The organism is Paenarthrobacter aurescens (assembly GCF_025421775.1).
In the GTDB taxonomy this organism is placed as follows: domain Bacteria; phylum Actinomycetota; class Actinomycetes; order Actinomycetales; family Micrococcaceae; genus Arthrobacter; species Arthrobacter aurescens_B.
The window spans coordinates 48377-70614 of the sequence record NZ_JAOEFX010000004.1; the positions used below are offsets into that span (position 1 = coordinate 48377).

General features: G+C 60.1%; 17 protein-coding genes and 2 tRNA genes. 8 read left to right on the forward strand and 11 right to left on the reverse strand.

Annotation, left to right across the window (positions count from 1 at the left end; genetic code table 11):
• Positions 1-67 precede the first annotated feature (67 nt).
• The 11 genes from N7568_RS09300 to dnaA all read right to left on the reverse strand — a co-directional run bounded on the left by N7568_RS09300 (position 68) and on the right by dnaA (position 12198).
• Positions 68-143, reverse strand: a tRNA-Ala gene (locus N7568_RS09300).
• A gap of 70 nt (positions 144-213) precedes the next feature.
• Positions 214-333, reverse strand: a complete 120-nt coding sequence (locus tag N7568_RS09305) for a DLW-39 family protein (RefSeq protein WP_235036161.1) — start codon at positions 331-333, stop codon at positions 214-216.
• A 48-nt stretch (positions 334-381) separates the two neighbouring features.
• Positions 382-455 (reverse strand) — tRNA-Ile (locus N7568_RS09310).
• Between the two features lie 113 nt (positions 456-568).
• On the reverse strand, positions 569-1249 hold the full coding sequence (locus N7568_RS09315) for a DUF3566 domain-containing protein (protein WP_261609564.1): 681 nt from the start codon (positions 1247-1249) through the stop codon (positions 569-571).
• Entirely contained in the window at positions 1246-3915 is a 2670-nt protein-coding gene (gene gyrA, locus N7568_RS09320; protein ID WP_261609565.1) for a DNA gyrase subunit A, read from the reverse strand. Before gyrA ends, N7568_RS09315 begins: the two co-directional genes overlap by 4 nt.
• 63 nt (positions 3916-3978) lie before the next feature.
• Positions 3979-6057, reverse strand: coding sequence for a DNA topoisomerase (ATP-hydrolyzing) subunit B (gene gyrB / locus N7568_RS09325; protein WP_261609566.1), 2079 nt, complete (start codon positions 6055-6057; stop codon positions 3979-3981).
• Positions 6058-6394: 337 nt separating this feature from the next.
• Positions 6395-6949 (reverse strand): DUF721 domain-containing protein, encoded by a 555-nt coding sequence (locus N7568_RS09330; protein WP_261609567.1) that lies wholly within the window; start codon positions 6947-6949, stop codon positions 6395-6397.
• A complete protein-coding gene (recF, locus tag N7568_RS09335; protein WP_261609568.1) occupies positions 6936-8129 on the reverse strand; it encodes a DNA replication/repair protein RecF in 1194 nt (397 codons plus the stop codon). Before recF ends, N7568_RS09330 begins: the two co-directional genes overlap by 14 nt.
• Positions 8130-8152: 23 nt before the next feature.
• Positions 8153-9079, reverse strand: a complete 927-nt coding sequence (gnd, locus tag N7568_RS09340) for a phosphogluconate dehydrogenase (NAD(+)-dependent, decarboxylating) (RefSeq protein WP_261610002.1) — start codon at positions 9077-9079, stop codon at positions 8153-8155.
• Positions 9080-10204, reverse strand: a complete 1125-nt coding sequence (gene dnaN / locus N7568_RS09345) for a DNA polymerase III subunit beta (RefSeq protein ID WP_261609569.1) — start codon at positions 10202-10204, stop codon at positions 9080-9082. It lies immediately after the preceding gene.
• A gap of 575 nt (positions 10205-10779) precedes the next feature.
• Positions 10780-12198 carry a chromosomal replication initiator protein DnaA gene (gene dnaA, locus N7568_RS09350; RefSeq protein WP_017199749.1) on the reverse strand — a complete coding sequence of 473 codons (1419 nt, stop codon included), beginning with the start codon at positions 12196-12198 and terminating at the stop codon, positions 10780-10782.
• A gap of 465 nt (positions 12199-12663) precedes the next feature.
• Between dnaA and rpmH the strand changes: the two genes are divergently transcribed.
• The 8 genes from rpmH to N7568_RS09390 all read left to right on the forward strand — a co-directional run bounded on the left by rpmH (position 12664) and on the right by N7568_RS09390 (position 18305).
• Complete coding sequence (gene rpmH / locus N7568_RS09355; protein ID WP_011776797.1) at positions 12664-12801, forward strand: 50S ribosomal protein L34; 138 nt, start codon at positions 12664-12666, stop codon at positions 12799-12801.
• A gap of 41 nt (positions 12802-12842) precedes the next feature.
• The gene (rnpA, locus tag N7568_RS09360; RefSeq protein WP_261609570.1) at positions 12843-13253 is read left to right on the forward strand and encodes a ribonuclease P protein component; all 411 of its coding nucleotides are present in this window, start codon (positions 12843-12845) and stop codon (positions 13251-13253) included.
• A complete protein-coding gene (yidD, locus tag N7568_RS09365; protein ID WP_261609571.1) occupies positions 13183-13668 on the forward strand; it encodes a membrane protein insertion efficiency factor YidD in 486 nt (161 codons plus the stop codon). The genes rnpA and yidD overlap by 71 nt, the downstream gene beginning before the upstream one ends.
• A gap of 16 nt (positions 13669-13684) precedes the next feature.
• Positions 13685-14674: a membrane protein insertase YidC gene (yidC, locus tag N7568_RS09370; RefSeq protein ID WP_261609572.1), complete on the forward strand. Its 990-nt coding sequence runs from the start codon at positions 13685-13687 to the stop codon at positions 14672-14674.
• Positions 14674-15225 carry a Jag family protein gene (locus N7568_RS09375; protein WP_261609573.1) on the forward strand — a complete coding sequence of 184 codons (552 nt, stop codon included), beginning with the start codon at positions 14674-14676 and terminating at the stop codon, positions 15223-15225. Before yidC ends, N7568_RS09375 begins: the two co-directional genes overlap by 1 nt.
• Before the next feature lie 6 nt (positions 15226-15231).
• A complete protein-coding gene (rsmG, locus tag N7568_RS09380; RefSeq protein ID WP_011776793.1) occupies positions 15232-15882 on the forward strand; it encodes a 16S rRNA (guanine(527)-N(7))-methyltransferase RsmG in 651 nt (216 codons plus the stop codon).
• Between the two features lie 88 nt (positions 15883-15970).
• Positions 15971-17026: a ParA family protein gene (locus tag N7568_RS09385; protein ID WP_261609574.1), complete on the forward strand. Its 1056-nt coding sequence runs from the start codon at positions 15971-15973 to the stop codon at positions 17024-17026.
• A 67-nt stretch (positions 17027-17093) separates the two neighbouring features.
• Positions 17094-18305: a ParB/RepB/Spo0J family partition protein gene (locus tag N7568_RS09390; protein WP_261609575.1), complete on the forward strand. Its 1212-nt coding sequence runs from the start codon at positions 17094-17096 to the stop codon at positions 18303-18305.
• Positions 18306-22238: the final 3933 nt, after the last annotated feature.

Here is a 22238-nt window from a genome sequence, read left to right on the forward strand (position 1 = left end):
TGTTCGTGTGGAAACAATGAGGGTTAAAAGCAAAAGTCCCGGTCATTTCTGACCGGGACTTTTCTTATGGTGGAGGCACGGGGACTCGAACCCCGAACCCCCTGCTTGCAAAGCAGGTGCGCTACCAATTGCGCCATGCCCCCATAAGAAGCAACCCGTCAATCATACCCCATGTCCGGACTGGTAATTACCAGTTCAAACCGGGTTCCTCGGCTAGTCCACCTTGTCGGTTGACTTGCTCCAGACATCCTTCCGGGCTTCGGATTCCTGGGCCTTTTTATAGACCAGGACACCTGCGATTGCGGCTGCCACTACTACCAGCAACTTCTTCACAAGTACCTCATTCCAGTTCAGTTTTACCTGAACCTGTTGTAGGTTCCGTGGGCGTACCAGGACTTGAACCTGGGACCTCTTCGTTATCAGCGAAGCGCTCTAACCGCCTGAGCTATACGCCCCGATGCCTCATCGGGCCGAGATATGACTGTACAGCACATCCCGGCCCGATCTCAAATCGAGGCTTTTCCCCGGGGGATTTCCGCCAATTTCGGCGTATTTCCGGGAGTTTTTGCTAGTCGTCGGTCAAAGTGACACCAACGCCACCAACCAACGTTGCGGAAATGTTATACAAGACCGCCGAGAGCATGGACAGTGCCGTCAGCAGCACCACGTTCACCACGGCAATGATGGTGGCGAAGGAAGCCACCTGCCCCAGCGAAGCAATTTTTTTCAGTTCGAATCCACTGCCCTCAGAACCGGCCAGGGTACCCAGAAGGCTGTCCACCTGGTTGAAGATGCCAGTGAGATCCAACACGGTCCACAAAACGATGGCAGCCACCACGGTGACTATGCCCAACGCAACGGACAGCAGGAAAGCCATCTTCAGGACGGACCATGGGTCCACCTTGCTGATCAGAAGTCGAGCGCGGCGCACCTTGGCCTTCGGGGCCGGCTTCACCAGTCCCGGGGCGCCCTGTGCGGGGCGCTGGGCAGGGGACCCTGCTGGCCGCTGGCCAGGCTGCGCCGGGCGCTGGCCGGGAGCTCCAGCCGGACGCTGGCTTGCCTGAGCGGGTCGCTGGGCGGAGTTCGCGCCGCCTGCGGGTCGCGCTCCGGCAGCGCCGGCCCCAGTGGACCCGGTTCCGGGTCGCTGCTGGGGACGTGCAGGCGTTCCTGCCTGTGCGCTGCCCGAGGGCTGCCGGAGTCCGCCGGGGACACCTGTGCTCGGCTTGGGATATGAGTCGGAATTACTCACTCGTTACCTCCGGTGTTGTCTTCGTTCAGCTCCGCGCCCGTTTCGATTTCCGGGTCTGCGTCGTTTTCCGTTTCGGCCGTCACGGTCGCCTCGGAGGCGCCGTCGTTTGCAGCCAACGTTACGTCATCGTCGAGTCCGTCCTCTGACTCTTCGACTTCCAAGCCTCGTTCGCTGTTGCGCGCAACCTCGATAATGCGGTCATTCTTGTCCGGCTTGGCGAAGATGACACCCATGGTGTCGCGGCCCTTGGCGGGAACGCCGGTGACGGCCGAGCGGACCACCTTGCCACCCTCCATGACCACCAGGACTTCATCCTCTTCCTGCACGATCAAGGCGCCAACGAGGTCACCACGGTCTTCAGCGAGCTTGGCTACCTTGATACCCAGGCCGCCGCGGCCCTGCAGGCGGTATTCATCGACGGCGGTCCGCTTGGCGTAGCCGCCCTCGGTCACGATGAAGACGAAGGAGCCGTCCTGGACCACGTCAGCGGCCAACAGCTCATCGTCTTCACGGAACTTCATACCGGTCACACCGGAGGTTGCACGACCCATGGGGCGCAATGCGTCATCAGTGGCCGTGAATCGGATGGATTGACCCTTGCGGGAAACCAAGAGCAGGTCATCGGTCTCGCTGACCAGCTGGGCAGATACGAGCTCATCTTCGTCACGCAGATTGATGGCGATGACACCGGCCGTGCGGTTGGTGTCGTAGTCCTCCAACCTTGTCTTCTTCACCAGGCCATTCTTGGTGGCGAGCACCAGGTACGGAGCCTGCTGGTAGTCCCTCAAGTCCAGGACCTGGGCAATGTGCTCATCCGGCTGGAATGCCAGCAGGTTTGCGACGTGCTGGCCCTTGGCGTCACGGCCCGCTTCAGCCAGCTCGTAGGCCTTGGCCCGGTAGACGCGACCCAGGTTGGTGAAGAACAGCAACCAGTGGTGGGTGGTGGTCACGAAGAAGTGCTCCACCACATCGTCTCCACGCAGCTGCGCACCCTTAATGCCCTTGCCGCCGCGTTGCTGCGAACGGTAGTTGTCGCTACGGGTCCGTTTGACGTAGCCACCGCGGGTAATGGTGACAACCATTTCCTCTTCGGGGATGAGGTCTTCCATGGACATGTCGCCGTCGAAGCCCATCAGGATGTGCGTCCGGCGATCGTCGCCGTGCTTGGCAACGATTTCCGCGAGTTCCTCGCTGATGATCTGGCGCTGGCGTTCCTCGGAAGCCAGAATCGCGTTGTATTCCTGGATCATGGCTTCGAGCTCGGAATGCCGATCCTGGATCTTCTGGCGTTCCAGTGCTGCCAAACGGCGCAGCTGCATATCCAGGATGGCGCGGGCCTGGAGTTCGTCGATCTCCAGGAGCTCCATAAGGCCTTCGCGGGCAGCTTCCGTGGTGTTGGATGCACGGATGAGCGCAATGACCTCGTCCAGCATGTCCAATGCCTTGAGGAGTGCGCGCAGAATGTGTGCTTCTTCCTCGGCCTTGCGCAGGCGGTAGCGGGTGCGGCGTGCGATGACGTCCATCTGGTGCGCAACCCAGTGCCGGATGAAGGCATCCAGGCTCAAGGTGCGCGGAACGCCGTCCACGATTGCCAGCATGTTCGCCGAGAAGTTGTCCTGCAACTGCGTGTGCTTGTAAAGGTTGTTCAGTACAACCTTGGCCACGGCATCGCGCTTGAGCACAATCACCAGGCGCTGGCCGGTACGGCCCGAGGTTTCATCGCGGAGGTCCGCGATGCCCTGGATCTTGCCGTCCTTGACCAGTTCAGCGATCTTGATGGCCAGGTTGTCCGGGTTGGCCTGGTAGGGAAGCTCGGTCACCACCAGGCACGTGCGGCCCTGGAGTTCCTCGACATTGACCACAGCACGCATGGTGATGGAGCCGCGACCTGTGCGGTAAGCGTCTTCGATGCCCTTGTGGCCCAGTATGGTGGCGCCCGTGGGGAAGTCAGGCCCCTTGATGCGCAGCAACAGGGCTTCGAGAAGCTCTTCCCGTGTGGCCGTGGGGTTGTCGAGCGCCCACTGTACGCCCTCGGCAACTTCACGGAGGTTGTGCGGCGGAATGTTGGTGGCCATACCAACGGCGATGCCGGAGGAACCGTTGACCAGCAGGTTGGGGAAACGCGCCGGCAGGATGGTGGGTTCCTGGTTCTTGCCGTCGTAGTTGTCCTGGAAATCGACTGTTTCCTCGTCGATGTCGCGGACCATCTCCATGGCCAACTGGGCCATCTTTGTTTCGGTGTAACGCGGTGCAGCTGCGCCGTCGTTGCCCGGGGAGCCGAAGTTACCCTGGCCAAGTGCCAAGGGATACCTCATGGTCCAGTCCTGGATCAAGCGAACCAGTGCATCGTAGATGGCCATGTCGCCGTGCGGGTGATAGGTACCCATGACGTCGCCAACCACGCGGGCGCACTTGTTGAAGGAGCGGTCGGGGCGGTAGCCGCCGTCGAACATTGCGTACAAAACGCGGCGGTGCACCGGCTTCAGGCCATCGCGTACGTCCGGGAGGGCTCGGCCGACAATGACGGCCATGGCGTAGTCGAGGTAGGACCGCTGCATCTCTGTCTGCAGGTCCACCTGCTCCACGCGGTCGGTCAGCACATCGCCCTCAAGAACAACGTCGTCGGCAGTGGGTTCCGCCGGGACTTCGGGAGTTTCGTCACTCATAATCTAAGGTTTCCGTTTCAGGTATATGTCAGTTCAAGAATATTCAGATGCCCTTGTGGAGCCCTAGATATCGAGGAATCTGACGTCCTTGGCGTTCTGCTGAATGAAGTTACGGCGCGATTCAACGTCCTCGCCCATCAAGACGGAGAAGGTCTGGTCGGCGGCCAGGGCATCATCCATGGTGACCTGCAGCAGCGTGCGGCGATCCGGATCCATGGTGGTGTCCCACAGCTCGGTGTAGTCCATCTCGCCGAGACCCTTGTAGCGCTGAATGCCGTTGTCCTTGGGGAGCCGCTTGTTCATGGAAGCACCCTTGCGGATGGTTTCATCACGTTCGCGGTCACTGTAAACGTAGTCGTGGGCTGCGTTGGACCACTTGATCCTGTACAGCGGCGGCTGGGCCAGGTAGACGTAGCCGTTTTCGATCAGCGGGCGCATGTAGCGGAACAACAGGGTCATCAGCAGGGTGGTGATGTGCTGGCCGTCAACGTCAGCATCGGCCATCAAAACAATCTTGTGATAGCGCAGCTTGGAAATATCGAAGTCTTCGCCAATGCCCGTTCCGAACGCGGTGATCATGGACTGGACTTCGGCGTTGCCGAGGGCCTTGTCCAGGCGGGCACGCTCAACATTCAGGATCTTGCCGCGCAGTGGCAGGATGGCCTGGGTTTCCGGGTTGCGGCCGCGCTTGGCCGAACCACCTGCGGAGTCACCCTCCACCAGGTAAACCTCGCAACGCGAAGGATCCTTGGAGGAGCAGTCGGAGAGCTTGCCGGGCATGCCGAATGACTCCAGCGGGCTCTTTCGGCGGGCGTTATCGCGGGCCTTCCGGGCAGCCATGCGTGCCTGGGCAGCAGAAATTGCTTTGCGGATGACATCGCGGGCGGGACCGGGGTTGCGCTCCAGCCAGTCACCCAGCTGATCCGTGACAACGCGTTGGACGAAGCCCTTTACCTCGGAGTTACCCAGCTTGGTCTTGGTTTGGCCTTCGAACTGCGGCTCGGAAAGCTTGACCGAGATAACGGCCGTCAGGCCTTCGCGGATGTCGTCACCCGTAAGGTTGTCTTCCTTTTCCTTGATGATGCTCTTCTCGCGCGCATAACGGTTGATGAGCGAGGTCATCGCGGCGCGGAAGCCTTCTTCGTGCGTTCCGCCCTCATGGGTGTTGATCGTGTTTGCATACGTGTGGACGCTCTCCGAGTAGGCGGTGGTCCACTGCATGGCGACCTCGACGGCGATGTGCCGCTCAGTGTCTTCGGTTTCGAAAGCGATGACGTCCTCGTGGACGATTTCAACCTTCTTGCTTGAGTTCAGGTGCTTTACGTAGTCCAGCAGTCCATCCGGGTACTGGTACACAACAGTGCGGTGCTCGGCGGCGACTTCGCCTTCGGTGGCAACGGCGTCGAGGTCGAGGTCATCATCACCGTCGCGGTTCACCGGGCGCTCGTCCGTCAGGGTGATCCGCAGGCCCTTGTTGAGGAAGGCCATCTGCTGGAAGCGCGCACGAAGCGTCTCGAAATCGAACTCAGTGGACTCGAAGATAGTCCCGTCCGGGTAGAACGTCTGAGATGTACCGGTGACGTCAGTGGCTTCACCCTTGACGAGTTCGCCTTGGGGCTTGCCGCCGTCGGCGAAGGTCATGCGCCAGACGTGGCCTTGGCGACGGACTTCAGTATCCACGCGCCGGGATAGTGCGTTCACCACGGAAATACCCACACCGTGGAGGCCACCGGAAACCGCGTATCCGCCGCCGCCGAACTTACCGCCGGCGTGCAGGATGGTCATGACCACTTCAACCGTGGGCTTGCCTTCGGTCGGGTGGATGTCCACGGGGATGCCGCGGCCATCGTCGACAACCCGGACGCCGCCATCGGCACGGAGCGTGACTTCGATGTGGCTGCAGTAACCGGCCAGGGCTTCGTCAACAGAGTTGTCCACTACCTCGTAGACCAGGTGGTGCAAGCCTCGGGGACCGGTGGAACCGATATACATACCGGGGCGTTTGCGCACAGCTTCGAGGCCCTCCAGCACGGTAATGTCGCTGGCACCGTACTCCCTGGGCGCCTCAGCGGGCGTGTCGGGCTTGGGAACAGTCTCCTCTTCGGGCTCTACTGCCAAGGTCTCTGCATTGTCGTTAGCCACAGGCGCTTTCGACTCCTCTGTACTCGATGTCGGCCGTTCCCGGTGCTGTCCACGGCGAACCGCGGCCGCCAACGGGCACGTGACTGATTGCGCCGTTTACTCCAACGACGGAAGCCTCCGATGCCACGAAAGTGGAACCAAGACCCGACGATGTTTCACCGGCGCTCAGTGATCTATGCCAATTCTATCGTGGAAAGGCGTGAATCCTTGCAAATACGGGGGCAGCCGAGAGCTGAATATGGCCGTAGGAGGCCGCTGGCCCTATCTGCAATGGCCCTACGGTGGTCCCGATGGGGGCCTATACGACTCAGGGGCGTTGAATCGCCCTGCACGCCGTTTAGCCGTAGGTGTCTCTCGGGCCCCGACCGTTGACGCTGCGCCCGCCTTTTCGCCAACTTGGAGCCGACGGTCCCAGCACCTGGATGCTGGTGACCACACCTTCTCCAAGCTCATTGCGGAACATCTCCAGGAGGCTCGTGCTCAGCAAACGCAGTTGGGTAGCCCAGGCCGTTGAATCGCAACGGACATGGAGGGTAGTGTCCGTGAAGCTCTCCGGCGTGCAGTGTGCCGAGATGTCCGTTCCGACCAAGGTTTCCCATTCCGCCATCACCGAGCCCACGGCCACAGGCGATGTCCACCCGCGTTCGGCCACCAGTCGGCCAACCACATTTCCGAGGCCCAAGGGGTCCCGTCCACTGCCGTGGAATTGGGTGAAGCCCCGGGTATCACGAAGGCCCTTGCGTTTGGGGGCAGATCCGGGCCGCGGGGCGCGTTGCCTTACTTCGCCGCGGGCAGCAGCTGCCTCGCGCATGCGGTTCAGCGCCGCCTGGGCAGCATCAATCTCGTCCGGATCACGTCCGGGTTGAAGTCCGTCGCGGCTATCCTTCGCCATCGATGCCTCCCGGAACAACGGTTACGCGCCGTCCGGCCAGCTCCTCGGGGATATCGGCATCGACGGCGGCGGTCACCAGCACTTGCTCGGCGCCGGCCACTATTGCAGCCAGTTTACGCCGACGCTGCACATCGAGTTCCGCGAAAACGTCATCCAGGATGAGGATCGGGGCGGTACCGCCGGTACGGGCATCATCCAACATCACGTAGTAGGAAGCGAGCCGGAGTGACAAACACATGGACCAGGTTTCCCCATGGGACGCATAACCTTTGGCGGGGGCTTGCCCCAGTACGAGTTCAAGTTCGTCGCGGTGGGGACCTACCAAGGAGATGCCGCGTTCGAGCTCCTTTTTTCGCGATGCTGCGAAAGCCTGGATATAGCGATCGGTAAGTTCGTCCACGGACAGCAGCCGTAGGTCGTCAACCGACGCCGATGGTTCCGTTCCGTATTCGGCCGGGCCGCCGTCGTCGTCAAGGACGCCCTGGATGGTGGAGCGGTAGACGGCGCCAGCCTCCTTGGACCCGTCCGTGAGCTGGGCGTAAGCGCTGTTCAGGTGCGGACGTAAACGCTCCACGAGTTCCAGGCGGGCATGCAGGAGTTCGGCGCCCGCGCGGGCCATGTGCTGGTCCCAAACGTCCAGGGTTGCCTCATGGCCTGAGGTGAATTTACCGGTTCGTGCCGATTTCAGGAGAGCGTTGCGCTGCTTAAGGACACGGTCGTAGTCGCTGCGGGTCGCAGCATGCCGCGGAACAAGGCTCACAAGCAGCTCGTCAAGGAAGCGCCTGCGGTTCGAGGGATCGCCCTTGACCAACGCCAGATCTTCGGGTGCGAACAACACGGTTTGGCATATGCCCAGGATGTCCCTTGCCCGGACCGGATTGCTGCGGTTGATTCGACCCCGGTTTGCCCGGCCGGCATTGATCTCAAGCTCGATGACCGTCGACTGTTCTCCACGGACCAACCTGGCACGGATCATCGCACGCTCCGAGCCGAAACGTAGCAAAGGCGCGTCCGTGCTGACCCGGTGCGAACTCAACGTCGCCAGGTACCCGATGGCTTCCATCAGGTTCGTCTTGCCGATTCCGTTGGAACCGACCAGCACTGTCACGCCGGGGCCGAGCTTCAGGTCAACCTGTGCGTAGCTGCGGAAATCCGTCAGCGAAAGATGTTCGAGGTACACGCCGTTTGCAGGACTCCTGCAGCCTAGTTGGCCGGACGGGTGGCGTGTCCGCCGAACTGGTGGCGCAAGGCCGACACCATCTTCATGGCCGGAGAATTGTCCTCGCGGGATGCAAAGCGGGCAAACAACGCTGCCGTGATGGCCGGTGCCGGCACTGCGTTGGCGATGGCTTCTTCCACGGTCCAGCGGCCTTCGCCCGAGTCCTCGACGTAGTCATCAATCGAGGCCAGGCCCGGATCTTCGTCAAGTGCCTTGACCATGAGGTCAAGGAGCCAGGACCGGACAACGGTGCCCTTTTGCCACGCCCGGAAAGTTCCTGGAAGGTCCTTCACGATGTCCTTGGCTGCCAGCAATTCGTAGCCTTCGGCGTACGCCTGCATGAGGCCATATTCGATCCCGTTGTGAACCATCTTGGCGTAATGACCAGCACCAACCCCGCCGACGTGCACAAAGCTGTCGGCCCGTTCGCCTTCGGGCCGAAGGGCGTCGAAGACCGGCATTGCGAGCTCAATGTCTTCATCGGCGCCGCCAGCCATAAGGCCGTAACCGTTCTGCAGGCCCCAAACACCGCCGGATACACCGCAATCCGCGAAGCGGATGCTCTTTTCGGCGAGTGCAGCGGCGTGCTTCTGGTCCTCCGTGAATCGTGAGTTGCCGCCGTCGATCACCATGTCACCCGGGCTGAGCTTCTCGCCAAGTTCCGTGACGACGGCATCGGTGATCGCACCTGACGGAACCATCACCCACACCAGCCTTGGAGTGGGCAGCGCAGCAATGAGTTCATCTACTGAAGCAACATCCGTGACGTCCGGATTCCGGTCGAAACCTGTGACCTCGATGCCGCCGTTCCGCATGCGTTCCCGCATGTTGAAACCCATTTTTCCAAGGCCGATCAGTCCGATGTGCACGGTATGAACTCTTTTCTGCGAAGGTGGCGGGGCGCGTTCCAGTTAGTTGGGAAGGCGAACCGGCATGACGAGGTAGCGGTAGTCGTCCTGGTCTTCGCCATCCGCTTCAGCCTGTGCCGTGATCATCGCCGGCTTGGGAGCAGTGGTGAAGGAGAACCGAACGTACTTGGTTTCGATGACGCTCAGGCCCTCAACGAGGTAGTGCGGGTTGAAGGCCACCGTGATGTCTTCGCCGGAAAGCTGGGCTTCAAGCTCTTCGGAGGCCTGCGCATCTTCACCTGTACCGGCGTCGAGATTCAGCAGTCCCTGCGTGAAGGCGAGACGAACCGGGGTGTTTCGCTCGGCCACGAGCGACACACGGCGGACGGCCTCCACCAGTTCCTGGGTCTGAACGGTGGCGTGGATCGGAGTGGAATCCGGGAAGAGCGAGCGGATCTTCGGGTAGTCACCGTCAACCAAGAGTGAAGTGGTGGTTCGTCCACCACTTTCGAAGCCAATGAGCCGGCTGTCGTCGTCGGCGAGGGCCAGGTTGATGTCGCCGCTGCCACCGAGAGTCTTGGCTACTTCGTTCAAGGTCTTGGATTTGACGAGTGCGCTGGTGGAAATGCCCGGAGTGACAGGCTTCCAGGGGACTTCGCGCATTGCGAGGCGGTAGCGGTCGGTGGCAAGGAGCGTGATGAGGTCATCCTCGATCTCCATGCGGACACCGGTGAGGATCGGCAGGGTATCGTCCTTGCTCGCCGCGATGATCACTTGCGAAACAGCTTGAGCGAATGCGTCGCCGGGCAGGGTTCCGCTGATGGCGGGCACTGCCGGGAGGGCGGGGTACTCGGACTCGGGCATGGTGGCCAAGTGGAAGCTGCTTCGACGGCAGGTAAGCGTTACCTTGCTGCCATCGGTCTCAACCTCGACAGGAGCCGAGGGCAGGCTGCGGCAAATGTCTGCCAAGAGGCGTCCGGATACCAGGATGGTGCCTTCAACGGCGATATCTGCCGGAATTTCCAGGCGCGCAGAGGTCTCGTAGTCAAAGCTCGAGAGGCTAACGGTTCCCGCCTCGGCTTTGAGGAGGAGGCCGGAAAGCACAGGTACGGGCGGCCGCGGAGACAACGACCGCGCGGTCCACGTAACGGCTTCTGCCAGGACGTCGCGGTCGACTCTGAACTTCACGGAGGGGTGCCGCCTTTCATTGCTGCTGCCATGTAGTAGCTGCGGATTCCTGCTTGGAAGCCGCTAAATCTTCGCAGTCCGGCACCGGAACCTGCATGGTCCGCGCTGAGCGAACTACAAACAGACCCAGGGATGGGAGCGCTGCTGACAGCTTAGCCGGAAGATCCGCGATTAACCCATCCCCGACGGGCAGGACCCTTCGTATGTGGACAGCCGCGGGCTGGCCTTGGCCTGGCTGCTGGTCCGTCGGTGGAAGTGTTCGGTGGGTGGCAGAACGAGATTGTTATTTGAGGGATTTCAATTTTTTGGGATTCGTAGTGTTAATAACTGCTGTGGAAACTGTGGATAACCCGATCTCGCCGCGCAGTTCCGCGGTTAAGCCCTGTTCACGGACTGTGCGTTAACTGGGTTTTAAACAGGGTGTGGATGGGGACAACTCCCAGGGCCGTTTTTAACGATCCACAGACGGCTTAAGGGTTTTAAGCCCATTAAGCACGCTTGTCCCCTTAAGTATCCACAGGCTTATCCACATGTGCCTGTTAATAAGGTATGTAGTGGCGGACGCGATGTGGACTTCAGGAGTCGCGCTGCTGCTGTTTGATGCGGTTGGTCAGCTCAGTGACCTGGTTGTAAATCACACGACGCTCTGCCATCAGCTCGCGGATCTTGCGGTCTGCGTGGATGACGGTGGTGTGATCGCGGCCGCCCAACTCCTGCCCGATCTTCGGCAGGGACATGTCCGTTAGTTCACGGCACAGGTACATGGCGATCTGGCGGGCGGTCACCAACGTACGGGTTCGCGACTTGCTGCAGAGCTCTTCCATGCTGAGCTTGAAGTAGTCCGCCGTCTGGTCCAGGATCTGCTTCGCTGTGATCTCCTGGGCGCCGTCGTCAGTGATCAGGTCCTTGAGCACCATCTCAGCCAGGGCAACATCCACCGGCTGGCGGTTGAGGCTGGCAAACGCCGTGACGCGGATCAGGGCGCCCTCGAGTTCGCGGATGTTGCTGGAGATCTTGGAGGCGATGTACTCCAGGGCATCGTCCGGTGCCGACAAGCCTTCGCTCAGGCCCTTCTTGCGGAGGATGGCAATGCGGGTTTCGAGTTCCGGCGGCTGGATGTCGGTCAGCAGGCCCCACTCGAAGCGGGACGTCATGCGGTCCTCGAAACCGGCGAGCATCTTCGGCGGCTGGTCCGAGGTGATGACAACCTGCTTGTTGGCATTGTGCAGGGCGTTGAACGTGTGGAAGAACTCCTCCTGCGTCCGGTCCTTGCCCGCCAGGAACTGGATGTCATCGATGAGGAGCACATCCACGTTGCGGTATGTGGTCTTGAAGCTGGTGCCTTCGTCATCGCGAATGGAGTTGATGAAGTCATTGGTGAACTCCTCGGAGTTCACGTAACGGACCCGGATGCCGCTGTAGAGCCGACGGGCATAGTGGCCGATTGCGTGCAGCAGGTGCGTCTTGCCCAGTCCCGAGTCGCCATAAATGAACAGCGGGTTGTAGGCCTTGGCCGGAGCTTCGGCAACAGCGACGGCGGCCGCGTGCGCAAAGCGGTTCGAGGAACCGATCACGAACGTATCGAAGATGTACTTCGGGTTCAGGCGCCCAAACTCATGCGAGGTGCTCGGGGGCGTGGGCTGCGGTTTTGGTTCGGCGAAGTCAGATACGGCGGAAAGCTCGACGGCGGGTTCCGGCTCTGCGTGGACGGGCACCAGATCGGTGTCCACGTCGATTGCGCAGCGGATGTCATCCGAGAAGACGTTTCGGAGGGCGTCGTCCAGGGCATCCTTCACCTGCGTCTGCAGGACTTCGCGGGTGAGTTCGTTGGGAACAGCAACCAGGAGGGTCGAACCGATAAGACCCTGTGCCTGGGCGAGGATGACGAAACCGCGCTGACGGGGTGAAACCCGGTCGTCTTGTTCCATAAGGCTCAGCACCCTGCGCCAGGAACTTCCGACAGTGTTGGCGTGGTTGGCTTCGTCTACTGTCATCAATCAGTTCCTAAATACTTGCTTGCCGGCGTTGCTGGCAGCCGAAGTGTCTCCGGCGGCGCTGTTCTGGGCGATAATCCACAGAGTTATGCACAGCGGGTGGACAATGGGCTACTGAGCCACTCTAGGGGATGAAATCGCCAGAAGATAGCTGGGAAGTTGCCTGTGGATAATTACACCGTTGTGGTTCTCGAAAGAGGCCTGTGAGCCACTTCATCCACAGGCTGGGAACGGGAGTTGGGCACAGCTGTGGATAGTCCTGCGGCAGGCTCCCGGTTTGACTGTGGGTGCCTTTTTGCCCTAACGTTGTGAAGTCCTTTGTGTCCGCTTTTGAGATCAGTTGTAACCCCGTGCGTTTACCGTACGGAAGGCAACGGCGGCAGGCACATACAAAACTTAGCGTCGGCCAGTTCTTCCCCTTATTTGATCGGGTGGGCGCACCTTTGATCCACTGGAGTAACTAACGTGAGCAAGCGGACTTTTCAGCCGAATAACCGCCGTCGGGCCAAGAAGCACGGCTTCCGCCTTCGTATGCGCACCCGTGCCGGCCGCGCCATCCTGGCTGCCCGTCGCGGCAAGGGCCGCGTCGAACTGTCGGCGTAAATAACTGACTTGTCGGTCAGGGTCTTTTTGCGGGTTCGACGGTGCTAGCCACCCCTAACCGTCTGCGGACGTCTACCGACTTTTCAACAACTGTACGTTCCGGCGTCCGCAATGGACGCCGGAACTTAGTGTTATATACGGCCTCTATCGGGGCCGGGGAGCCGAGTCGAATCGGCTTCATTGTCTCCAAAGCCGTCGGGAACGCCGTGACCAGGAACCTCGTTAAGAGGAGACTGAGAGAAGCAGGCGCACTTTCCTTGCACACGCATGGAATGGGCCTGGCGGTCGTGGTCCGGGCACTGCCCGCAGCTGCAACAGCCAGCTGGGAGCAGTTGCTCTCGGACTACAACGCCGCATTGGCAGTGACGACGAAGCGATTGAGTGGCTCAGCTCCACGCAACGCTTCGACGGAACACAACGGCACCACAACGGAAGGGACACCGCGTGCATGACATAAGCACCGCCGTCGTTCCTTCCTCAAGCGACCCCACCGGCAAGGTTCCTTCCAGGAATCTGCCGGCGGCGGTGGGCACTTTCCTCTGGGAGCTGCCGCGCAACATCCTCATTGTCTTGCTGAAGACGTACCGAAAGGTCGTCTCGCCCCTGTACGGCCAGGTTTGCCGTTTCTTTCCCTCCTGCTCGGCATATGCGCTGGAAGCAGTTACGGTGCATGGCGCCGTGAAGGGTAGCTGGCTCGCAGCTAAAAGGCTCGCCAAATGTCACCCTTGGAACGCCGGTGGAGTGGACCATGTCCCCGCCGGGCACCGTCATTGGCCTGAAGGCCGGACGCCCACAATTGTTGTACTGAACAATCCGGACCAGTTCCTGGCTGCTCAGGCTGATGAAGAAGGCCGCTCGGCGGCCTAACGAATAGGGATATCGTATGGACTTCTTTGAAACAATCATGTTTCCGTTCAAGTGGCTGGTGTCAATCATCATGGTTGGCTTCCACGAGGGACTGAGCTTCATTGGCCTGCCCGCCGCGAACGGCTGGACGTGGACTCTGTCCATCATTGGCCTCGTGTTGGTGATCCGTGCCGCCCTGATTCCCGTCTTCGTCAAGCAGATCAAAGCGCAGCGCGGCATGCAGCTGCTGCAGCCGGACCTGAAGAAACTTCAGACCAAGTACAAGGGCAAGACCGATCAGCTGTCCCGCCAGGCCATGGCGCAGGAACAGATGGCGCTGTACAAGAAGCACGGCACCAACCCGTTCTCGGCATGTCTGCCGATGCTGATTCAGATGCCGTTCTTCTTCGCGCTGTTCCAGGTGTTGTCGGGTATCTCGACGAACGCCAAGCAGGGCCAGGGCGTTGGTGCGATGAGCCATGAGCAAGTAGTTCAGTTTGACTCATCCAGCATCTTTGGTGCCCCGCTATCGGCTTCGCTGCTCCACGGTGACCCCAGCGGCGGCAACAGTGCGGTGGCTGTTTGGGTTCTGAGTATCATCATGATCATTGCCATGACGGCCTCGCAGTTCATCACCCAGAAGCAGATCATGGCCAAGAACATGTCCGAAGAGGCCATGGCCAGCCCGTTCATGCGCCAGCAGAAAATGATGCTTTACATCCTGCCGCTCGTGTTCGGTATCGGTGGAATCAACTTCCCCATCGGTGTCCTCATCTACTGGACCACAACCAACCTCTGGACCATGGGTCAGCAGTTCTTCGTGATCCGCCGCATGCCCACCCCGGGTTCCCCTGCCGCCAAGGCACTGGAGGAGCGCCGTGCCGCCAAGGGCCTGCCGCCGCTGCTGGGTGGTAAGAAGACCGCTGCTGCGGACGCCGCCGCTGAAGCCGAAGCTGCTGCGGCCGCCGCGGCCGAGATCCGAGCCCAGCGCGTCCAGCCACAACGTAAGAACAGGAAGAAGAAGTAATGTCTGCCGAGAGCACCGAAGAAGTTATCGCCGCTGTGACTGAAGAGCAGGACGAGACCCAGGAAGAGACGCAGTCCAAGACGGCCAGCCGTTTGGAAGAAGAAGGCGACATCGCCGCCGATTACCTCGAAGAACTCCTTGATATTGCCGATATCGACGGTGATATCGACATCGAGGTCCGGAACGGACGCACGTACATCTCCATCGGTGCCGATGAAGAGTCTGCCGCCCTGGATAGCCTCGTGGGACGTGACGGCGAGGTTCTTGAAGCACTGCAGGAGCTGGCCCGCCTCTCCGTTCTTTCCGCCACGGAGAACCGTTCACGCCTGGTCCTGGATATCAACGGATACCGAAAAGAGCGTGCCGGCGTACTCCAGCAGATCGCCGAAGACGCCGTTGCCAAGGTCAAGTCTGACGGCGGAACCGTAGCCCTTGAGCCGATGAGTGCCTATGAGCGCAAGATCGTCCACGACGCCGTCGCTGACCTCGGATTTGTCTCCGAGTCCGAGGGCGAGGGCGCAGGCCGCCACATCGTAGTCTCGGCTGACTAGCAGCTCATGGTTGAAATCACCGCAGCTGAACTGGAAGCGGCAGAGAAGATTTTTGGGGAGCGCTTGGATCTCGCCAAGCGCTATGTAGAACACCTGGCTACGTCGGGAACCGAGCGCGGGCTGATTGGCCCCCGCGAGATTCCGCGTTTGTGGAGTCGCCACGTCCTGAACTGTGCCGTCATTGAATCTGCCATTGCCATGGACAGCCACGTGGCTGACGTCGGATCCGGCGCAGGTCTGCCGGGTCTTTGCCTGGCAATTGCCCGGCCGGATCTCGAGCTGACCTTGATTGAACCGCTGGAACGGCGCGTCATCTGGCTTCAGGAAGTGGTTGACGACCTCGGCCTGGACAACGTCACCATCATGAGGACGCGCGCCGAGCTGGCCGTCGGAATGGTGGACGCGGATGTTGTCACGGCGAGGGCCGTTTCCGCACTGAGCAACCTGGCCGGCCTTACTATTCCCCTCTTGAACGGCCATGGCGAAGTGGTGGCCATCAAGGGCCGCAGCGCAGCCGAGGAGATTGAGAAGGCAAAGAAGGTCATCCGTAAACTCGGCGGCGTGGAAACGTCCGTTGTGGTTTGTGGACAGGAGCTTTTGGAGGAACCCACCACCGTGGTGAGGATCATCGTCAACAAGCCCGGAAAGACGGCCTAGCTCCCGCTCGGTTTCCCGCGTGTCGGCGGCTGAGCGGTTAGGCTAGAGAACGGCAGCAAGCGCCGAAATGAGAGTGAGAGTGTGACCAGTGGGTAGTAGTGAAACCTCCACGCAGCGAATCCCCCCGTTTATGTCTTTGGGGTCCGCGCGGGCAATGGCTACACCCTCTGCGTCCCTTCAGTCTGCGATAGTCCGCACGGATTCGGTTGATAATGCTGCCGTTTCACGTGAAACGGTTTCGGATGGAGTGCGTAACGTGATGGATTCCATTGATGATTCCAGTCCCATCGCCCGCCAGCTGGCCAACGAGACTCGTCGACGTGAACGCCTGATCGGCAGGGAACTGCCTAAGCCGGACAAGACCCGCATCTTCACGGTGTCCAACCAAAAAGGTGGGGTTGGTAAGACAACCACGACGGTGAACATCGCTGCGGCTTTGGCAAGTGCCGGTCTCAACGTACTGGTAATCGACATCGATCCCCAGGGCAACGCCTCTACGGCTCTGGGCATTGAGCACCATGCCGACGTCGACAGCATTTACGACGTTTTGATCAACGATCTTCCTTTGAAGGACGTCGTAGCCCCGTGCCCCGACATTCCCAACCTGATCTGTGCACCGGCCACCATTCACTTGGCCGGCGCTGAAATTGAGCTGGTTTCGTTGGTGGCCCGCGAGCAGAGGCTTCGACGCGCCATTGATGTTTATGCCAAGGAGCGGGAGAAGAACGGCGAAGGACGGCTGGACTTCATCTTCATCGATTGCCCACCGAGCCTGGGTCTATTGACGGTCAACGCGTTCTGCGCGGCCAGCGAAGTCCTCATTCCCATCCAGTGCGAGTACTACGCGCTCGAAGGCCTGAGCCAGCTCCTCAAGAACATCGAGATGATCCAGAAGCACCTGAATGCTGACCTGGTGGTTTCCACGATTCTTCTGACAATGTATGACGGCCGGACCAACCTGGCTGCCCAGGTTGCATCCGAGGTACGCCAGCACTTCCCTGAACAGGTATTGGGAGCCGTGGTTCCTCGCTCGGTACGCATTTCTGAAGCGCCGAGTTATCAGCAAACCGTCATGACCTACGATCCTTCATCGAGCGGCGCGCTGTCCTACATGGAAGCTGCCGCCGAAATCGCTGAACGCTAGAATTCTTGAAACACTGCAACAGCCAGGGCCGGTCCGTGCTCGGCTATTCCATCGGAGGGATGAATCAATGAGCGAAAAGCGAAGGGGCCTCGGCAGGGGTCTTGGGGCTCTCATTCCTAGCTCGGCTGCGGCCCAAGGCAACGGTGCGGCGCCCTCGCGTCCCGTGGATCTGTTCTTCCCTGAGGCACGCAAGACGGCGGAGCCTGTAGTAGACGTTCCTGCCGAGGAAGCGGCTGCAGTTCCTTCCGAGGCGGCCGCTTCCAAGTCGTCGGCCGCAGCGCCCAAGGTCAGGAGCTCTACCGCCAAGGCACCTGCCAAGTCGTCCACTTCCAAGTCGTCAGCTTCGAAGCCTGCCGCCAAGCGCGCTGCATCACCCGATACGGAATCTGCCGAAGAGATGAAGTCGACGGCGGCTGCCCCCTCGTCCGCCCCGTCTGCTCCCGAGGTGGAGTTGGTAGAGGTCCCTGGTGCTCGGTTTGCCGAGATCCCGGTCGGTGACATTCATCCGAACCGCAAACAGCCCCGCTCAGTCTTCGATGAGGACGACATGGCCGAGCTGGTTCACTCTGTTCGGGAAATAGGCGTCCTACAGCCAATTGTTGTGCGTACTTCAACCGAAAAGGGTGGAGAACCGTACGAGCTCGTGATGGGTGAGCGTCGCTGGCGTGCTGTACAGGCCGCGGGACTCGAAACCATCCCTGCGATCGTTCGTGACACCACGGACGATGACCTTCTCCGAGACGCGCTGCTGGAAAACCTTCACCGCAGCCAGCTGAACCCCTTGGAAGAAGCAGCTGCCTATCAACAGTTGCTTGAAGACTTTGGAACTACGCACGAGCAGCTTGCTGACCGTATAGGTCGCTCGCGGCCGCAGGTGTCCAACACCCTGCGCCTGCTGAAGCTTCCCCCTCTGGTGCAGCGTCGAGTGGCAGCCAGCGTCCTGTCGGCCGGGCACGCGCGCGCACTGCTGGCACTCCCTGACGCCGCTGCTATGGAACGTCTCGCGCAGAAGATCGTTGCTGAGGGCATGTCGGTTCGAGCCACAGAAGAAGCAGTGGCTTTGTACCAGGACCCCACCACTCCTGCCAAGAGCAGCATCCCCAAGCCAAATGCTCGTCACGAGCGCCTTGACTACCTGGCCTCTTCCCTTTCGGACCGCTTGGACACGAACGTGAAGATCACGCTGGGAGCCCGCAAGGGTCGCGTGAGTATCGAGTTTGCCAGCGTCGAAGATCTCAATCGAATTATGGATGTTTTGGGTCCCGGCGCTGAGGACTAGCCACCGCTGCGTAGGACTAGTCTCCTGAAAAGAACTTAATGGGGTCCGCTCTTGGAGCGGGCCCCGTTTTTTTGCCCGGGTTCGCAATACTCCAAGGCCAGTTTCGTGTCAGAATCTCCGTTTTCGCTGATGGTGGTACGGAGGGCTCTGGGATGTTTCACGTGAAACCTGGTGCTGCGACAAGGTATCAGGTACGACACCTGCGCCATGAACTGGGCCATGCCCGATTGCCACAGCCATTCTGGCATTCGTGGATGCGCATTGGGCCCGACGGGCGCGCTCCTGCACCCTGATGCATTCCGGCCTCCCACCAGGTGGGCCCCTTCAGGACGTTCTGGTTACGTCCTATGCCCCAAAGTGCCACGCAGGCAGTCAGTATCGGGGAACCCAATAGTGTCCATGTGTAGTGACGGAGGCCCCTGTAACGCGGATTCCGTCTTACACGGAGCCAAGTGCGAGGTGGACTCCTTCAGTATCGATCTCTGGGGCTAGTTCGTCAGTCTTCCACACTAGGTATCAAGCTGGACTGCGTAGTACTCCATCGTCGAAGTGGGCCGGCTATGACCATCTCGGAGGTCCGTTTCACGTGAAACAAGAGCCGAGGTGGCTTGTAACTACCGTTTCACCGAATGCGGCGCTTCTATCTGGTCCAAGGGACCAGAGGATTACCGTCGGAGGGGCGAGCACCGGGGTAGGCATTCGGCCAAGGCGCTGGCCCCGGTGAAGAGGGCCCGTCGTACCCTTCTCGGGTGGTTCACAGTAACGAACTACTCCTTGCAGCTCCTTGTCCCAGCTGTCGCCACTAGCGATTGCGGTGACGAGATGTCTCATGCTTCTGTCCGCTCATCGCCCGAGCGCGCGGCATGACGTGGCATCAGGCCTGCTGCCTCTAGACCAAGCATGTTTCACGTGAATCCAAAGCGCTTCAGGACTTCTGGGCTCAGGAAATCCCTCGCCGAACCTCGCAAGTCCAGCAATAGTGGCACCGAAGCGCTCATTTGAGTGCATTCGACCGCCATTTGGATGTGACACGTTTTCAGTGACGACTCTGTTCCATTGCGCTTCAGGAATTTAAGCCACGAAGGCGGTCAACACTCGTCTGCGGCGTGAGTACACTCGACAGTTTGCGGATGTTTCACGTGAAACAGAGCAAGCTACCCTGGGCAAACTGCACACTGCGGCATGTGGATCGCGCATATCACCGCCTACTTCTTTGAAAATGAGAGCTTGTGCGAACACCGATAGCCTCGCCTTCTGTAAGAGAAGACCAGTGGCTTCGCTCCATGCAGTACCGGAAAAGGCTTCCGGAGTTCTGGCGGCATAGAATTCTGAATCCACTTGTGCAGACTCCAGGGATCCACTTGTGCAGACTCCAGGGCCACCTGGCCCAACAGCAAACTGTCCGCACACAGTAGATAGGGCTGGCGAGCTCTTGAATGGTGCTTCACTCCCCTGCAGTGCCGTATCCGTATCTACATCGCTTGATGGAGCGAATCGTAGATCAAAGACTAGACAGCGGAAGCGATCCGGCCCCCGTAGGAGGTGGCCAATCTCCTCGCCCTTCCGGCAGTGAGTCCATTGCCCTCGCATCGGACGACCAGGGCCTTCGCTGGGACGCTTTCTGAGGTATTGCCCTAATGGAGAGGGTCTACACAGTTGAAGCTGCTCGAGGCTGGCCTTGCTCGCTTGTGGCATGTCGACTATGGGAGCCTGGGAGTTTCGCGTGGACCCCAAGATGGGCTGCCTCAACTGCTTGCCTGGCATCACGCCCATCACCTGTTTGCGCCTCCCCTGCGGGATAGGAGCCACGTAGCCCTTGATGCGTACATATGCGTCTAACGCACGCTGGTGTCGATGGTAGAGCCAGAGTTCCATCATCGTAGGCAGTGCTCTTCGCTACGCATTCAATGAAATGGCAGTTGGACTCTTCCGCACGAGGCGCGGGACTGGCATACACTCTTGGGGCTGCCTGGTGAGGTCAGTGACGCTTGGGGCGGTTGGGCTTGGTGGTCATGCAAGTGGGAACTGCCGACAGGTGTTGATTGCAGAGCGGCTGTCGCTGCCAACACCCACGTTTGTAGTCCGTGTGACGCGGGTGCCTGCTGCTCCCGTGGTCCCATGATCCCCTCTATGCGAATCGGAAGTGCGGCCACTGCCCAAGTCCATCGGCCCCTTTCGTGCAACGCCGGGACCGCAGCTACTAAGACAGCGTCACCGAACTACCCCTGTGCGTCATGCAAAGACTAAAAGTGGATGCGGCGATCCCTCGGCGTAACCACAACCCGCCGCCGGCCTGTGTCCCTGCCGCGTTGATTGATCCGATGTTGGAGCTGCCGCGTGAGGCTCCCAACTGAGAATGCCTTGCTGTCACCTAAACATTGGGAACGCACTTAGCTGCAGCGCACGAAGTATGGGGCTGGGTAGCTGTCAGCTAAGCAGGTCGACTCGCCTAGTCAGTGAGCAGGTCGACAGGCTGGGCCGGGAGATGTTTCACGTGAAACAGCTCCGCAATAGACCTAGGATCATGCCCTTGTCACCGCCCACGATCGCGGAGGATCGGTGGATAAGTCGGTGGATATCTCTGTGGAAAACTTTGGGGATAACTCCTGTGGAAGGAGGGTTCTCTGTACGACCGAGGGAGCATCGGGCGATCCAATTTTTGGGTAAGGGTCAGGGTGCGACGGCCTCGATGTTGGAATGTTCGGTATGCATCAGGCCCACAACCGGCAGGTCCTGTCCCTAGCCCGATTATGTGCCGTTTTCTATTGAATTTGCTGCATATTTCGAGCCGTGCGGAGGCTGGTTATCACAATGCTCCCTGGGCTTCCTGAACAGAACGTAAGGGCCACGAACGTGGGCTTCCAGGGGCGAGGAGGCGGGGTACTGTGGGCAATCTCATCACCGGTGGAAAAGCCTGTGGATAACTATGTGCATAACTGTGGCGACATCTGGCATTCATTTAGATTGCCTCGCTGTCTGAACTGACTGAGGCCGGACGGAGTGCGGGGGTCGGTCGCTCACAATTCAAGTCCTCGGCGCAGTTGCCGACCATTTGCCGGATGACTGGAATGTCTCTCCACAGGCCGCCGTCCGGCCCGCGCAACATTGGCCCTCAAGCGATCGAGACTACACGCCGGTCAAGGAGATGGTTCCCCGCTGACGTGCGTGCGAGCTTGACGTGTATCCGCAAACAAATGATCTGATGTCTTCGCCTCATCCTCTCCTATGGCGGTGGGACTCTTCGAATGGAGCAGCTATGGGGGCCGGCCTGGGGCTTGGCGATAGCCCACCAGCCGGTAGTGCAGTCGATTGGTTTGGACACGGTGTCCATGCTGAAGATCTCCAGCACTGATCTATACGCAACACGCAACACGCAACAGGCAAGACCACTTGCCCGCTGGGGCTGGGTCCCAGGTGGTGGTGGATTAGCAGGCCTTCCCCTGCTGCAGGCAGCTCCAGCCTTACTCGTCCTTGTCATGTTGCTGGAGGAGGGGACCTTACGTTGAGCACTACGGGCCATAGCTGGAGGGGTTCGCCCTTCCCCGTACATTGGGGGGGAGCCTCTTCGGTTGCGCAGGCTTTGTGACGCCTAAGCGAGGGGTTCTACTGAGGCCTCGGATCCTGGACCCCGGAAGGGCCAACTAATGCGTTTCACGTGAAACATCGAGAAACAGCCTGTGGTCTCCGTCGCCTACGGTGGGCTGTGTTTGGCTTCGGGCTGCGAGGGACTACAAGCCGTCGTGGATCGACGGGAGGACGAAGTTGGCCATGAGTCGTAGGAGGCCATACAGGGATCTGGCACTTAGCAGCGCTCTGACTAGGGGGTGAACCTTTAGGGACTAGAGCCCGCCTCCCAACTCCCATGGACCTGGCTGGACAAGCCCGTGTATCTGATGGCGCCCTGTGGTGGATTGTCTGACTGGATGGGCGAGG

Bases quoted from the DNA above. Each gene is read 5' to 3' on its own strand.
- gyrA (WP_261609565.1), bottom strand. From the start codon at position 3,915: ATGAGTGACGAAACTCCCGAAGTCCCGGCGGAACCCACTGCCGACGAC.
- N7568_RS09375 (WP_261609573.1), top strand. From the start codon at position 14,674: ATGTCTGCCGAGAGCACCGAAGAAGTTATCGCCGCTGTGACTGAAGAG.
- rsmG (WP_011776793.1), top strand. From the start codon at position 15,232: ATGGTTGAAATCACCGCAGCTGAACTGGAAGCGGCAGAGAAGATTTTT.
- N7568_RS09330 (WP_261609567.1), bottom strand. From the start codon at position 6,949: ATGGCGAAGGATAGCCGCGACGGACTTCAACCCGGACGTGATCCGGAC.
- N7568_RS09390 (WP_261609575.1), top strand. From the start codon at position 17,094: ATGAGCGAAAAGCGAAGGGGCCTCGGCAGGGGTCTTGGGGCTCTCATT.
- dnaA (WP_017199749.1), bottom strand. From the start codon at position 12,198: ATGACAGTAGACGAAGCCAACCACGCCAACACTGTCGGAAGTTCCTGG.
- yidC (WP_261609572.1), top strand. From the start codon at position 13,685: ATGGACTTCTTTGAAACAATCATGTTTCCGTTCAAGTGGCTGGTGTCA.